The following is a 13,966-nucleotide window of genomic DNA, read 5'->3' on the forward strand; positions in this document are numbered from 1 at the left end:
AGGATCGATCCTTGAGGGTCAGCGGTTGCGGAAGCGGGTCAGCGCTTCCCATGCAGTACGTACGGCGGCCGCGTCGGGCGCCTGCTGCGGCAGTGGGCGGTAGTGCAGGTCCAGGGCGGTGGCGTTGCCGAACTTGTCGAACACGTAGATGGCATCGCCATGGCGCACCGCGCGCTGTGACCAGCTTTCGACCACCAGCGCACGCGTGCCCTGCGGCTCGGCCAGCAGGTCCTGGCCGGTGCTGTAATCGGTCAGTGCGTTCTCGCAACCCAGCGCGTGGCGCATCAGTGTCGGCACCCAGTCTTCGTGCGAGCTGGTGCGTGCGTCGTGGCCAGTGGCCTTGCCCGGCCAATGCAGCACGAACGGGACCCGCAACTGGTAGTCGGAGAAGTTGCCGTTGTGGCCCCAATAGTTCAGCTTGAGGTCGTTGAACTCTTCTGCATGGTCACCGGTAACCAGCACGATGGTGTCCTCGGCCAGGCCCTGTGCGCGCAGGTCGTCCAGCAGCGAGCCGATCAGGCTGTCGGCGTAGTGCACGGCAGTGCGGTAGCGATTGAGTTCCGGCGTCGGGTCATGCTCCGGGCCGAATTTGAGGAAGTCGATGTCCGCAGCCATCGGCGTCGCCACCGGCGGGTAACCGTCGGGCATGTGGTAGGGCGCGTGGGTGGAATCGAGGAACACGAAGCCGAACCACGGGCGCTGCGCGGCCTGGCTGGCGCGGATGTCCTGCTGCAGTGCGCTGATGATCGCGCGGTCGCGGCCGTCGGACTTCAGTGCCGATGGCCCCTGGTGCAGCTGGTCGCGCACATCGGCGAATACGGTGCGATCGAATTCCGGGCTGTACAACGGCGCACTGCCATACAGGTGCAGGTCGTAGCCCTGCTGGCCCAGCACCTGGAACAGCTGCGAGCCGCGTTGCTCGTCGAGCATGCTTGGCCAGTAACCGCCGGGCAGGCCGTACAGCAGCCCGAACAGACCGTAGCGGGTGGCGTTGCCGGTGCTGAAGTGGTGATCGAACACGCGCGCGTCCTGCGCCAGCGCCGACGTGTTGGGCATCAGTTGCGGTGTCAGCACGTCCTGGCGCAGCGATTCCAGCACCACCATCAGTACATTGGGGCGATGCGGGTTCTGGCATCGCAGCGGGTGCAGCGGGTACAGCAGTTGTGCATGGCGTGGGTCGGGCAGGCCGGCCTGCTGTTGGCTGACCACGCCCAGGCGCCGCATGAAGCTCTTGGCCGTGATCGGTTGCGCCCATGGCAGGTAGTTCCATTGCGCGATCACATCTCGGTCGCCGCGGGCGTCGTAGTAGGCCGTGGCGACCTGGCCGCCGCCCATCAGCAGCGCGACCACTGCCCAGGCCTGCAGTACCCGTCGCCGGCGCGGCGCGGCCGGCAGCAGTTTCCAGCAGGCCCGGGCCAGCAGGCCTTCGGCGGTGAAGACCGCAGCGACCAGCAGCGCGACCTGCAGCCAGGTCTTCCAGGACAGGGCGACCTGGTCCTGCAGGGCGCCGCCGAACACCATGTTCACGACCATGGCGTTGAGGTGGAAGCGGTACAGGGTGAAGACCTTGGCGTCGACCAGCAGCAGGCACAGCCACAGGCCCTGCAGCAGTACGGCGCTGATGCTCAGCGTGCGCGCACTGCGCGGCCACAGGCCCAGCAGCAGCGGCAGCAGGCCGGCCAGCGCGCCGAAGGCGAGCAGGTGGCCGGGCAGGGCGATCGCTAGGTAGGCCAGGCCCGCGCCGCCGCCCGGGTTGTCACGCAGTGGCACGTTGCTCAGTGCGATCGCCGCAGCCAGGGCCGCATTGCCAGCGACGAACAGCGACCACCAGGCCAGCCGGCGCCAGCGCCGGGCGGAACCTTCATTGTCGGGGGTGGCAGAGGCGGCTGCGGGCATGTCGGGGCGGATTCAGGGAGCGCGGGGAAAGGGGCGGGGCCGAACGTGACGGAAGCGTTACGGCGCGCGCGGGTCGCGCATTGTATCGGTTTGTTTCTTCGTATCGAGTGGCGTCCCCCGGGCGATCTGTCACAATGTTCATGCGGGCCATGAATGCGCTGGCCCCCTCAGACCCAACGACAAGCCAGGAACCGCTGTGAGCCAGATCCCCACCCTCGATATCACCCGTTTCGACAGCGACCGCGAGGCCTTCGTGGCCGAGCTGGGCGCGGCCTATCGCCAATGGGGATTCGCGGGCATCCGCAACCACGGCATCCCGCAGGCCGACATCGACGCGGCCTACGATGCCTTCAAGGCCTTCTTCGCCCTGCCGGAAGAGGTCAAGCGCAAGTACCACGTGGCCGGCAGCGGCGGCGCCCGCGGCTACACCCCCTTCGGCGTGGAGACTGCCAAGGGCTCCAAGCACTTCGACCTGAAGGAGTTCTGGCACATCGGCCGCGAGATCGCCGACGACTCCAAGTACCGTGACGTGATGGCGCCGAACCTGTGGCCGACCGAGGTCGAGGGCTTCCGCGAGCGCGGTTACGGCCTGTACCAGGCGCTGGACAACCTGGGTTCGCGCGTACTGTCGGCGCTGGCCCTGCACATCGGCCTGCCAGAGAACTTCTTCGCCGACAAGACCAACTTCGGCAATTCGATCCTGCGCCCGATCCACTACCCGCCGATCACCACCGACGACATTCCGAACGTGCGTGCCGGTGCCCACGGCGACATCAACTTCATCACCCTGCTGGTCGGTGCCAGTGCCGCGGGCCTGGAAGTGCAGTCGCACGAGGGCGAATGGGTGCCGTTCACCTCGGACGCGGACACCATCGTGGTCAACATCGGCGACATGCTGCAGCGCCTGACCAACCACGTGTATCCGTCGACCATCCACCGCGTGGTCAACCCCCCGGGTGACCTGGCACGCCAGCCGCGCTACTCGGTGCCGTTCTTCCTGCACCCGAACCCGGACTTCCTGATCGACGTGCTGCCCTCGTGCATCACCGCGGAGAACCCGAGCCGGTACCCGGAGGCGATCACCGCCCACGGCTTCCTCGAGGAACGCCTGCGCGAGATCAAGCTGAAGTAATAAGAAGTGAAGGCCGCCGAAAGGCGGCCTTTTTCTTTGTAGGGCTGCGCCCTGCACCCGCAGAGGCCGAAGCCAAAGCGGCTCTGGGTTTCTACTGGTTGGGCGGGGCGGGGCGGTGTGGGTTGGCAGGACACGCCGTGAACCCGTCCCTGGGGGCTCGATGGCGCCATCCATGGCGCCAACGGTCCTGCCAACCCACACCGGCCCACCTCCGGCAGTTTCCCGTTGACGGTGGGTAAATCGCGATTTCCGGTAGGTGTCGACCTTGGTCGACACGGTAGATCCACCCCATGCGTGTGGGGTAGGGGTCAGATCCCTTTTCCGCAGGAAAAGGGATCTGACCCCGGCAGCTACCCGCAATGCCGCTTTTGCTTTTGATCTTCTTATTTCTTTCCGTGGCGGGCGGAGCCGCCGGAATGTGTCAGAGGCCGGGCGGGTGGGGATGGCGGGGGTGTCCGCGGCATGGATGCCGCGGCCAAGCCCCCAGGGACGGGTTTACGGCGTCCCCCGCCATCCTCACCCGCCCGGCCAGTCCCCCAAAACCCAGCCGGGCTCTCTGCGACCAACCAATCCCACCCCGCCACGAGGGGCTGCGCCGTTGGCTGAAAATCCATGTAACCGCTTACACGGAAACGGATTTTTGCCGTAACGGGTATCATGCCCGGCTGACTTCACACAGGAGCCACCCGCTCATGCGCCGCAAGATCGTCGCCGGAAACTGGAAGCTGCATGGCAGCCGTCAATTCGCCAATGAACTGCTGGGGCAGGTGGCCGCCGGGCTGCCGCTGGAGGGGGTGGACGTGGTGATCCTGCCGCCGCTGCCGTACCTGGGCGAGCTGGTCGAGGACTTCGGCGAGACCGGCCTGGCCTTCGGCGCGCAGGACGTGAGCAGCAACGAGAAGGGCGCCTATACCGGCGAGGTCTGCGCGGCCATGCTGGTCGAGGTCGGGGCCCGCTATGGCCTGGTCGGCCATTCCGAGCGCCGCCAGTACCACCATGAAAGCAGCGAGCTGGTCGCGCGCAAGTTCGCCGCCGCCCAGCATGCCGGCCTGGTGCCGGTGCTGTGCGTGGGCGAGACCCTGGAGCAGCGCGAGGCCGGGCAGACCGAAACGGTCATCGCCAGCCAGCTGGCGCCGGTGCTGGAGCTGGTCGGCGCGGCCGGTTTCGCCAAGGCCGTGGTTGCCTACGAGCCGGTCTGGGCCATCGGCACCGGTCGTACCGCCAGCAAGGAGCAGGCACAGCAGGTGCACGCGTTCATCCGTGGCGAAGTCGCGCGTATCGATGCTAGAATCGCTGATTCACTGCCCATTGTTTACGGCGGTAGCGTGAAGCCCGACAATGCCGGGGAACTGTTCGCGCAGCCGGATGTCGATGGTGGGCTGGTCGGCGGCGCCTCCCTGGTGGCCGCGGACTTCCTGGCCATCGCACGGGCGGCGGCCGCGAACTAATCCTAGAAGTATTGTCCGAGGGCGGTTTCCAATGCTGATGTTGATCCTCAATGTCGTCTACGTGCTGGTCGCTGTGGCCATGATCGCGCTGATCCTGATGCAGCGTGGCTCGGGTGCGGCGGCGGGTTCGGGCTTTGGTGCCGGTGCCTCGGGCACGGTGTTCGGTGCGCGCGGCGCCTCGAACTTCCTGTCCAAGTCGACCAAGTGGCTGGCTGTCGTGTTCTTTGGCATCAGCCTCTTCATGGCCTGGTATGCCGGTCACGGCACCCGCCCGGCGGCTGACCAGGACCTGGGTCTGATGTCCGCCCCGGCGGCGACCGCTCCGGCGGCTCCGGCGGGCGAACTGCCGGCCGTTCCGAAGGCCGATGCGGTCCCGGCCGCCCCGGTTCCGGCCGCGAATGTGCCGGCTAAGGCGGAATCTTCGGTTTCTGGTGAAGAAAAGCCTTCGGAAGGCTCCCAGAAAGACTGAAGCCGGTTACAATACGCGGCGCATCGGGAACATAGTCTGATGTGATCGTTTGCCCAGGTGGCGGAATTGGTAGACGCACTACCTTGAGGTGGTAGCGACGCAAGTCGTAGGGGTTCGAGTCCCCTCTTGGGCACCATTTGTAAGTAAAGCGGGTTCGTCTGGCGCGCAAGGCGCCAGGCAGATTCCCGTCCACTCCCCCATGCCAAAGCGCCTGCAGGCGCAGCGGCAGAGGCAAGAGAGAATCGCTGTGCTGGCCGAATATTTGCCGTCTCTGCTGTTTCTGATCGTTGCCACCGGTATCGGCATTACGCTGATGCTGGTTGGTCGATTCCTCGGTCCCCGCCGCCCCGATCTGGAAAAGCTGTCGCCGTACGAGTGCGGCTTCGAGGCCTTCGAAGACGCGCGCATGAAGTTCGACGTGCGCTACTACCTGATCGCGATCCAGTTCATCGTCTTCGACCTGGAAATCATCTTCATCGTGCCGTGGACCCAGGTCTTCATGGAACTGGGCGCCCGTTCGCTCATCACCATGGGCCTGTTCGTCGGCATGCTGTTCCTCGGTTTCATTTACGTCTGGAAGAAGGGAGCGCTGGAATGGGAGTGATTCAGACTCTCGATGGCCTCATGAACAACCCGTCGCCGGAAGGCCGGGTTGATGACATCCTGCGGCCGGAAGGCGACAACCCGCTGCTGGAAAAGGGCTTCGTCACCACCAGCGTCGACGCACTGCTGAACTGGGCGCGCACCGGCTCGATGTGGCCGATGACCTTCGGCCTGGCCTGCTGCGCGGTCGAGATGATGCACGCCGGCGCCGCGCGCCTGGACCTTGACCGCTACGGCGTGGTGTTCCGCCCGTCGCCGCGTCAGTCCGACGTGATGATCGTGGCCGGTACCCTGGTCAACAAGATGGCCCCGGCGCTGCGCAAGGTCTACGACCAGATGCCGGACCCGAAGTGGGTCATCTCGATGGGTAGCTGCGCCAACGGCGGCGGCTATTACCACTACTCCTATTCTGTCGTGCGCGGCTGTGATCGCGTGGTGCCGGTGGACGTCTATGTCCCGGGCTGCCCGCCGACCGCCGAGGCGCTGGTGTACGGGATCCTGCAGCTGCAGAAGAAGATCTGGCGTACACAGACCATCGCCCGCTGACCCCTTCACCTGACAAGAGCGCGCCAAGCCCCCATGGCAGAGCAAGCATCCTTCATCGACCGACTCTCCGCACGTTTCGCAGGTGCGAAGGTCATCGTGGTCGAACCCCGCGGCGAAGTGACGCTGGAAGTGCCTGCCGCCGAGTGGCACGCCACCGCCCTGGCGCTGCGTGACGAGTTTGGTTTCGAGCAGGCCGTGGATCTCTGCGGCGTCGACTACCTCGGTTATGGCTCCGACGAATGGGACACCGCCGACGTGTCCTCGCAGGGCTTCAGCCGTGGCGTCGAAGGCAAGGCCCAGGGCCGCTTCGCGTGGGGCGAGTTCCCCACCGAGGAAAACGGTGCCGACGGTGCCCGCCCGCAGCACATGCCGACCCAGCGTTTCGCCGTGGTCGCCCAGCTACGTTCGTACCAGCACAACCTGATGATGCACCTGCGCTGCTTCGCCCCTGACGAAGCGCTGCCGGTGGTGTCCTCGCTGACCGGCATCTGGCCGGGCCTGAACTGGTTCGAGCGCGAAGCGTTCGACCTGTACGGCGTGATCTTCGAAGGCCACCCGGACCTGCGCCGGATCCTGACCGACTACGGTTTCGTCGGCCATCCGTTCCGCAAGGACTTCCCGCTGATCGGCAATGTCGAAGTCCGCTACGACGAAGAAAAGAAGCGCGTGATCTACGAACCGGTCACCTCGGTGGAGCCGCGTGTCGGCGTGCCGCGCGTGATCCGCGACGACGCCCGTCTGCAGACCGCAGAAGGTGAGCGCGCGCAGGAGGCAGTGAAGTGAGCCACGTACACCAGGCCGGCGAAGCGTTCGCCAGCAACGCCGCCGAAAGCCGGCAGGAAATCCGCAACTACACCATGAACTTCGGCCCGCAGCATCCGGCCGCTCACGGTGTGCTGCGCCTGATCCTGGAAATGGACGGCGAGACCATCATGCGCGCCGACCCACACGTGGGTCTGCTGCACCGTGGTACCGAGAAGCTGGCCGAGTCCAAGCCGTTCAACCAGTCGATCGGCTACATGGATCGCCTGGACTACGTGTCGATGATGTGCAACGAGCACGCCTACGTGCGCGCGATCGAGACCCTGATGGGCATCGAGGCGCCGGAGCGTGCGCAGTACATCCGCACCATGTACGACGAAATCACCCGCATCCTCAACCACCTGATGTGGCTGGGCTCCAACGCGCTCGACCTGGGTGCGATGGCGGTGATGCTGTACGCCTTCCGCGAACGCGAAGAGCTGATGGACTGCTACGAAGCGGTCTCCGGCGCGCGCATGCACGCGGCGTACTACCGTCCAGGCGGTGTCTACCGCGACCTGCCGGACCACATGCCGAAGTACAAGGAATCGCGCTGGCACAAGGGCAAGGCGCTGAAGCAGCTCAATGCTTCGCGCGAAGGCTCGCTGCTGGACTTCCTGGAGAACTTCACCGTCGAGTTCCCCAAGCGCATCGACGAATACGAAACCCTCCTGACCGACAACCGTATCTGGAAGCAGCGTACCGTCGGCATCGGCGTGGTCACTCCGGAACTGGCCCACCAGTGGGGCATGACCGGCGTGATGCTGCGCGGTTCGGGCATCGCCTGGGACCTGCGCAAGAAGCGCCCGTACGCCAAGTACGATGCCGTCGATTTCGACATCCCGCTGGGCAAGGAAGGCGACTGCTACGACCGCTACCTGGTCCGCGTTGCCGAAATGCGTGAGTCCAACCGCATCATCAAGCAGTGCGTGGCATGGCTGAAGGCCAACCCCGGCCCGGTCATGGTCAAGAACTTCAAGGTCGCTCCGCCCAAGCGCGAGGACATGAAGGACGACATGGAAGCGCTGATCCACCACTTCAAGCTGTTCAGCGAAGGCTATTGCGTGCCGGCCGGTGAAACCTACGCGGCAGTGGAAGCGCCCAAGGGCGAGTTCGGCTGCTACCTGGTCTCCGATGGCGCCAACAAGCCCTTCCGCGTGCACCTGCGCGCACCGGGCTTCGCCCACCTGTCCTCGATCGATTCGATCGTGCGCGGCCACATGCTGGCCGACGTGGTGGCGATGATCGGTACCTACGACCTGGTGTTCGGCGAGGTTGACCGGTAATGCCGTCCGCCACGCCAACGCCCGCTGCAGGCAGCCGGCGCAAGCCGGCGCCGCAGTTTCTGGAATTTCACGTTATGCATTTCGCTGAGGTCGGCCGATGAAGGCGACAGGTAATTTCGAGGCGGCGCGCGACGTCGACCCGATGGTGGTGCTGAGCGACAAGACCCGCGCTCACATCGATCACTGGCTGTCCAAGTTCCCGCCGGACCGCAAGCGCTCTGCCGTGCTGCAGGGCCTGCATGCGGCCCAGGAGCAGAACGAGGGCTGGCTGACCGACGAACTGATCGCCGGCGTGGCCAAGTACCTCGACCTGCCGCCGGTGTGGGCCTACGAGGTCGCCAGCTTCTACTCGATGTTCGAGACCGAGAAGGTGGGCCGCAACAACGTGGCCATCTGCACCAACATCAGCTGCTGGCTCAATGGCGCCGAGGACATCGTCCGCCATTGCGAGAAGAAGCTGCGCATCAAGCACGGTGAATCGACCCCGGACGGCCGCGTCTACCTCAAGCGCGAGGAAGAGTGCCTGGCCGGCTGCGGTGGCGCGCCGATGATGGTCATCAACGGTCACTACCATGAGCGTCTGACCCTGGAAAAGGTCGACGAGCTGCTGGACGGGCTGGAGTAAGGGCATGGCACATCACCACGAATCCAAGGGTCCGGTCGGCCCCGCGCCGCTGCCGCACCAGGTGGTCTACACCACCCTGCATTACGACACCCCGTGGTCGTACGAAAGCTACCTGAAGACCGGTGGCTACGCCGCCCTGCGCAAGATCCTCGAAGAGAAGATCCCGCCGGAGCAGGTCATCGAGATGGTCAAGGCCTCGGGCCTGCGCGGCCGCGGTGGCGCTGGCTTCCCGACCGGCCTGAAGTGGTCCTTCATGCCCAAGGGCAACATGCAGAAGTACATCCTCTGCAACTCGGACGAATCCGAGCCGGGCACCTGCAAGGACCGCGACATCCTGCGCTACAACCCGCATTCGGTGGTGGAAGGCATGGCGATCGCCTGCTACGCCACCGGTTCGACCGTGGGTTACAACTACCTGCGGGGTGAGTTCCACCACGAGCCGTTCGAGCACTTCGAGCAGGCCCTGGCCGACGCCTATGCAAATGGCTGGCTGGGCAAGAACGTGATGGGCTCGGGCGTGGACATCGACATCTACGGTGCGCTGGGCGCCGGCGCGTACATCTGCGGCGAAGAAACCGCCCTGATGGAATCGCTGGAAGGCAAGAAGGGCCAGCCGCGCTACAAGCCGCCGTTCCCGGCCAACTTCGGCCTGTACGGCAAGCCGTCGACGATCAACAACACCGAAACCTACGGTTCGGTGCCGGCGATCATCCGCAACGGTCCGGAGTGGTTCAAGGGCCTGAGCCTGACCGCCAACGGCGGTCCGAAGTGCTTCTCGGTGTCCGGCTGCGTGCAGAACGGCGGCAACTTCGAAGTGCCGCTCGGCACCAAATTCCACGACCTGCTGGAAATGGCCGGTGGCCTGCGTCCGGGCCGCACCCTCAAGGGCGCGATCCCGGGCGGCGTGTCGATGCCGGTGCTGACCGCGGCCGAGCTGAAGGATCTGCCGATGGACTACGACACCATCCGTGCGCTGGGCTCCGGCCTGGGTTCGGGTGCGATCGTGGTGCTCGACGACAGCGTCTGCTGCGTCAAGTTCGCCTGCCGCATCAGCCAGTTCTTCCACAAGGAATCCTGCGGCCAGTGCACCCCGTGCCGTGAAGGTACCGGCTGGATGCACCGCGTGCTGGAGCGCATCGTCGCCGGCAAGGCCACGATGGAAGACCTGCACCAGCTGAAGGCGGTGGCCGGCCAGATTGAAGGCCACACCATCTGTGCGTTCGGCGAAGCGGCTGCATGGCCCATCCAAGGCTTCCTGCGCCAGTTCTGGGACGAGTTCGAGTACTACATCGTCAACGGTCATTCGATGGTTGACGGCAAGAAGGTGGAGGCAGCCGCCGCATGAGCGCGCAACCCGTAAATCCGAGCGTCCCACCCGATCACGTCACCATCGAGATCGATGGCAAGTCGCTGGTCGTGCCCAAGGGCTCGATGATCATCCAGGCGGCCGACAAGGCCGGCATTTCGATTCCGCGCTTCTGCTACCACGAGAAGCTGCCGATCGCCGCCAACTGCCGCATGTGCCTGGTGGACGTGGAGAAGTCGCCGAAGCCGGCGCCGGCCTGCGCCACCCCGGTGATGGATGGCATGAAGGTCGCCACCCGCAGCGAGAAGGCACTGAAGTTCCAGCGCTCGGTGATGGAGTTCCTGCTCATCAACCACCCGCTGGACTGCCCGATCTGCGATCAGGGCGGCGAGTGCGAGCTGCAGGACGTGTCGCTGGGCTATGGCCGCTCGGTCAGCCGCTTCAACGAGCGCAAGCGCGTGGTGCCGGACGAGGACATGGGCCCGCTGGTCGCCACCGAGATGACCCGCTGCATCCAGTGCACCCGCTGCGTCCGCTTCACCGCTGACGTCGCCGGTACCTACGAGCTGGGTGGCATGTACCGCGGTGAGAACCTGCAGATCGGTACCTTCGACGGCAAGCCGCTGACCACCGAGCTGTCCGGCAACGTCGTCGACGTCTGCCCGGTCGGCGCGCTGACCAACAAGGTGTTCCAGTTCCGCGCCCGCCCGTGGGAACTGACCGCGCGCGAATCGCTGGGTTACCACGACGCGATGGGTTCGAACCTGTTCCTGCACGTGCGTCGCGGCGAAGTGCTGCGCACCGTGCCGCGCGACAACGAAGCCGTGAACGAGTGCTGGCTGTCCGACCGTGACCGCTACTCGCACCAGGGCCTGTACAGCGAAGACCGTGCGGTCAAGCCGCTGCGCAAGGTCAATGGCGAGTGGAAGGAAGTGAGCTGGGCCGAAGGCCTGGCCGCGGCCGCCGAGATCCTCAAGGCCAACCAGGGCGACAACCTGGGCGTGCTGGTGCACCCGTCGACCTCGAACGAGGAAGGCGCGCTGCTGGCCCGCCTGGCCAAGGGCCTGGGCTCGAGCAACATCGACCACCGCATCAACAACCGCGATTTCTCCGACGCTGCAACCGCCGAAGTGTTCGGCCTGCCGCTGGCTGAGATCGAAGGCGCTGACCGCATCGTCGTTCTGGGCAGCAACATCCGCCACGAACTGCCGCTGCTGCACGTCCGCCTGCGCAAGGCGCAGACCACCAACGGCGCGAAGATCCACGTCGTCAACCCGGTGGACTTCGACTTCGCCTTCAGCATCGCCGGCAAGCAGATCGTCGCGCCGTCGAAGTTCGTCGACGCGCTGGCCAACGCCGAGCTGCGTTCGGCGGTGCAGGGCGGCAACAACACCGTGCTGATCGTCGGTGGCATCGCCGAAAACCACCCGCAGGCTGCCGCGATCCGCGCCGCCGCGCGTGACTTCGCTGCCGCCACCGGTGCCAAGCTGTGCCGCATCCCGCAGGGCGCCAACGCCGTTGGCCTGACCCGCGCTGGCGTGCTGCCGGCCGGCAAGGACGTCGCCGCGATGCTGGCGCAGCCGCGCCAGGCCTACGTGGTGTACGGCCTGGAGCCGGGCCTGGACTTCGCCGACGCTCCCGCCGCGCGCAAGGCGCTGGCCGGTGCCCAGGTGGTGGCCTTCAGCCAGTTCGCCTGTGCTTCGACCCGCGACGTCGCCGACGTGATCCTGCCGATCGGCGCGCTGCCGGAAATCGACGCCACCCTGACCAACCTCGATGGTCGCGAGCAGTCGGCCCGTGCCGGCGGCAAGCTGCCGGGCGAGGCCCGTGAAGGCTGGCGCGTGCTGCGCGCCCTGGGCGGCGACCTGGCTGTGGCCGGTTTCGACTTCACCGACCTGGCCGGCCTGCGCGCCAGCCTGGCCCCGGTGTCGGTCACCGTTGCCGCCTCGGCACAGCCGGTGGTTGCCGGCGAAGGCCTGGAAGTGGCTTCGACCGCCGCGATCTACCGCACCGATGCGGTGGTCCGTCGCGCCCCGGCGCTGCAGTCGCATCCGCTCAACAACGCCCCGCGCATCGTGCTGAACGCTGAAGATGCCGCTCGCCTGCAGCTGCAGGAAGGGCAGATGGCCAAGGTCGGCACCGATGCCGGCAAGGCCACCCTGCCGGTGGTGGTCGACGCCCGCGTCGCTGCGGGTTCGGTCTGGATTGAATCGGGCCACGGCGCGACCGCGCCGCTGGGTGCCGCTCGCGTAACGGTGGTGGCTGCATGAACGAATTGCTGTTGAACGCGGTCGACCCGCTGCACCAGTGGCTGCTTGGCCTCGGTGACATCGGCGCGCTGATCTGGATCATCCTGAAGATCCTGGTGATCACCGTGCCGGTGATCATCTCGGTGGCCTTCTACGTGGTCTGGGAACGCAAGCTGATCGGCTGGATGCACGTCCGCCACGGCCCGATGTACGTGGGCATGGGCATCTTCCAGGCCTTCGCCGACGTCTTCAAGCTGCTGTTCAAGGAAGTGGTCCAGCCAAGCAGCGCCAACAAGGCGATCTACCTGCTGGCCCCGCTGATCACCCTGGCACCGGCCTTCGCGGCCTGGTCGGTGGTGCCCTTCGATTCGCAGATCGTGCTGTCCAATGCCAACGCCGGCCTGCTGTACCTGCTGGCGATGACCTCGCTGGGCATCTACGGCATCATCCTGGCCGGTTGGGCGTCCAACTCGAAGTATGCGTTCCTGGGTGCGATGCGCGCCTCGGCGCAGATGATCAGCTACGAAATCGCCATGGGCTTCGCCCTGGTCGGCGTGATGATCGCGTCGGGCAGCCTGAACCTGAGCAACATCGTGATGGCGCAGGCCGGCAGCTCCGGCTTCTTCGACTGGTTCCTGCTGCCGCTGTTCCCGCTGTTCGTCATCTACTGGGTGTCGGGCGTGGCTGAAACCAACCGCGCGCCGTTCGACGTGGTGGAAGGCGAATCGGAAATCGTCGCCGGCCACATGGTCGAATACTCCGGCGGTGCGTTCGCCCTGTTCTTCCTGGCCGAATACGCGAACATGATCCTGATCAGCTTCCTGATCTCGATCTTCTTCCTCGGAGGCTGGCTGAGCCCGGTGCAGGGCTGGGTCAACTTCGGCGACGTCTCGCCGCTGGTCGACTGGATCTGGAAGGGGGGTGCGCCGTGGCTGTTCGTCAAGGTGTTCTTCTTCGCCAGTGCCTACATCTGGTTCCGTGCCAGCTTCCCGCGCTTCCGCTATGACCAGATCATGCGCCTGGGCTGGAAGGTCTTCATCCCGCTGGCCATTCTGTGGATCGCGGTTACCGCCGTCATGGTGTTCTTCGGCGTGATTCAAAAGGGCGTCTAAAGTGATGAACAGGATTACCCATTACTTCAAGAGCCTGCTGCTGCTCGAACTGCTGGCCGGTCTCTGGCTGACGCTGAAGTACAGCTTCAAGCCGAAGTACACGATGATGTACCCGATGGAGAAGTTCCCGCAGTCGCCGCGCTTCCGTGGCCTGCACGCCCTGCGCCGTTATCCCAACGGTGAAGAGCGCTGCATCGCCTGCAAGCTGTGCGAAGCGGTGTGCCCGGCGCTGGCCATCACCATCGACTCGGCCAAGCGCGAAGACGGCACCCGCCGTACCACGCGCTACGACATCGACCTGTTCAAGTGCATCTTCTGTGGCTTCTGCGAAGAAAGCTGCCCGGTGGACTCGATCGTCGAAACCCACATCCTCGAGTACCACTTCGAGAATCGTGGCGAAAACATCGTTACCAAGCCGCAGCTGCTGGCCCTGGGCGACCGTCTCGAAAACGAGATCGCCGAGCGTCGCGCCGCCGATGCCGCTTACCGCTGA

General features: G+C 65.6%; 13 protein-coding genes and 1 tRNA gene. 13 read left to right on the forward strand and 1 reads right to left on the reverse strand.

The window, feature by feature from the left end:
- Window positions 1-18 precede the first annotated feature (18 nt).
- Window positions 19-1,896 carry a sulfatase-like hydrolase/transferase gene (locus BKE09_RS18305; RefSeq protein WP_075677125.1) on the reverse strand — a complete coding sequence of 626 codons (1,878 nt, stop codon included), beginning with the start codon at window positions 1,894-1,896 and terminating at the stop codon, window positions 19-21.
- Between the two features lie 196 nt (window positions 1,897-2,092).
- On the opposite strand from BKE09_RS18305, the gene BKE09_RS18310 reads away from it, so the two are divergent.
- The 13 genes from BKE09_RS18310 to nuoI all read left to right on the forward strand — a co-directional run bounded on the left by BKE09_RS18310 (window position 2,093) and on the right by nuoI (window position 13,966).
- Window positions 2,093-3,028: a 2-oxoglutarate and iron-dependent oxygenase domain-containing protein gene (locus BKE09_RS18310; RefSeq protein WP_075677127.1), complete on the forward strand. Its 936-nt coding sequence runs from the start codon at window positions 2,093-2,095 to the stop codon at window positions 3,026-3,028.
- Window positions 3,029-3,720: 692 nt separating this feature from the next.
- Complete coding sequence (gene tpiA / locus BKE09_RS18315; protein WP_014037952.1) at window positions 3,721-4,476, forward strand: triose-phosphate isomerase; 756 nt, start codon at window positions 3,721-3,723, stop codon at window positions 4,474-4,476.
- Between the two features lie 31 nt (window positions 4,477-4,507).
- Entirely contained in the window at window positions 4,508-4,945 is a 438-nt protein-coding gene (gene secG / locus BKE09_RS18320) for a preprotein translocase subunit SecG (RefSeq protein WP_014037951.1), read from the forward strand.
- Window positions 4,946-4,996: 51 nt separating this feature from the next.
- Window positions 4,997-5,081 (forward strand) — tRNA-Leu (locus BKE09_RS18325).
- A 111-nt stretch (window positions 5,082-5,192) separates the two neighbouring features.
- Window positions 5,193-5,549: an NADH-quinone oxidoreductase subunit A gene (locus BKE09_RS18330; RefSeq protein ID WP_008265012.1), complete on the forward strand. Its 357-nt coding sequence runs from the start codon at window positions 5,193-5,195 to the stop codon at window positions 5,547-5,549.
- Window positions 5,540-6,094 (forward strand): NADH-quinone oxidoreductase subunit B, encoded by a 555-nt coding sequence (locus BKE09_RS18335; RefSeq protein ID WP_005417936.1) that lies wholly within the window; start codon window positions 5,540-5,542, stop codon window positions 6,092-6,094. Before BKE09_RS18330 ends, BKE09_RS18335 begins: the two co-directional genes overlap by 10 nt.
- 33 nt (window positions 6,095-6,127) lie before the next feature.
- Window positions 6,128-6,877 (forward strand): NADH-quinone oxidoreductase subunit C, encoded by a 750-nt coding sequence (locus BKE09_RS18340; RefSeq protein ID WP_005410462.1) that lies wholly within the window; start codon window positions 6,128-6,130, stop codon window positions 6,875-6,877.
- Window positions 6,874-8,181, forward strand: coding sequence for an NADH-quinone oxidoreductase subunit D (locus tag BKE09_RS18345; protein WP_006458796.1), 1,308 nt, complete (start codon window positions 6,874-6,876; stop codon window positions 8,179-8,181). Before BKE09_RS18340 ends, BKE09_RS18345 begins: the two co-directional genes overlap by 4 nt.
- 97 nt (window positions 8,182-8,278) lie before the next feature.
- The gene (gene nuoE / locus BKE09_RS18350; protein WP_075677129.1) at window positions 8,279-8,806 is read left to right on the forward strand and encodes an NADH-quinone oxidoreductase subunit NuoE; all 528 of its coding nucleotides are present in this window, start codon (window positions 8,279-8,281) and stop codon (window positions 8,804-8,806) included.
- A gap of 4 nt (window positions 8,807-8,810) precedes the next feature.
- On the forward strand, window positions 8,811-10,151 hold the full coding sequence (nuoF, locus tag BKE09_RS18355) for an NADH-quinone oxidoreductase subunit NuoF (protein WP_005410459.1): 1,341 nt from the start codon (window positions 8,811-8,813) through the stop codon (window positions 10,149-10,151).
- Window positions 10,148-12,382 carry an NADH-quinone oxidoreductase subunit NuoG gene (gene nuoG, locus BKE09_RS18360; RefSeq protein ID WP_075677131.1) on the forward strand — a complete coding sequence of 745 codons (2,235 nt, stop codon included), beginning with the start codon at window positions 10,148-10,150 and terminating at the stop codon, window positions 12,380-12,382. The genes nuoF and nuoG overlap by 4 nt, the downstream gene beginning before the upstream one ends.
- Window positions 12,379-13,473 carry an NADH-quinone oxidoreductase subunit NuoH gene (gene nuoH / locus BKE09_RS18365; protein ID WP_006458641.1) on the forward strand — a complete coding sequence of 365 codons (1,095 nt, stop codon included), beginning with the start codon at window positions 12,379-12,381 and terminating at the stop codon, window positions 13,471-13,473. The genes nuoG and nuoH overlap by 4 nt, the downstream gene beginning before the upstream one ends.
- 4 nt (window positions 13,474-13,477) lie before the next feature.
- The gene (gene nuoI / locus BKE09_RS18370; protein WP_005410456.1) at window positions 13,478-13,966 is read left to right on the forward strand and encodes an NADH-quinone oxidoreductase subunit NuoI; all 489 of its coding nucleotides are present in this window, start codon (window positions 13,478-13,480) and stop codon (window positions 13,964-13,966) included.

Origin of the sequence: Stenotrophomonas sp. TD3, assembly GCF_001939825.1 — a bacterium.
Lineage (GTDB): Bacteria > Pseudomonadota > Gammaproteobacteria > Xanthomonadales > Xanthomonadaceae > Stenotrophomonas.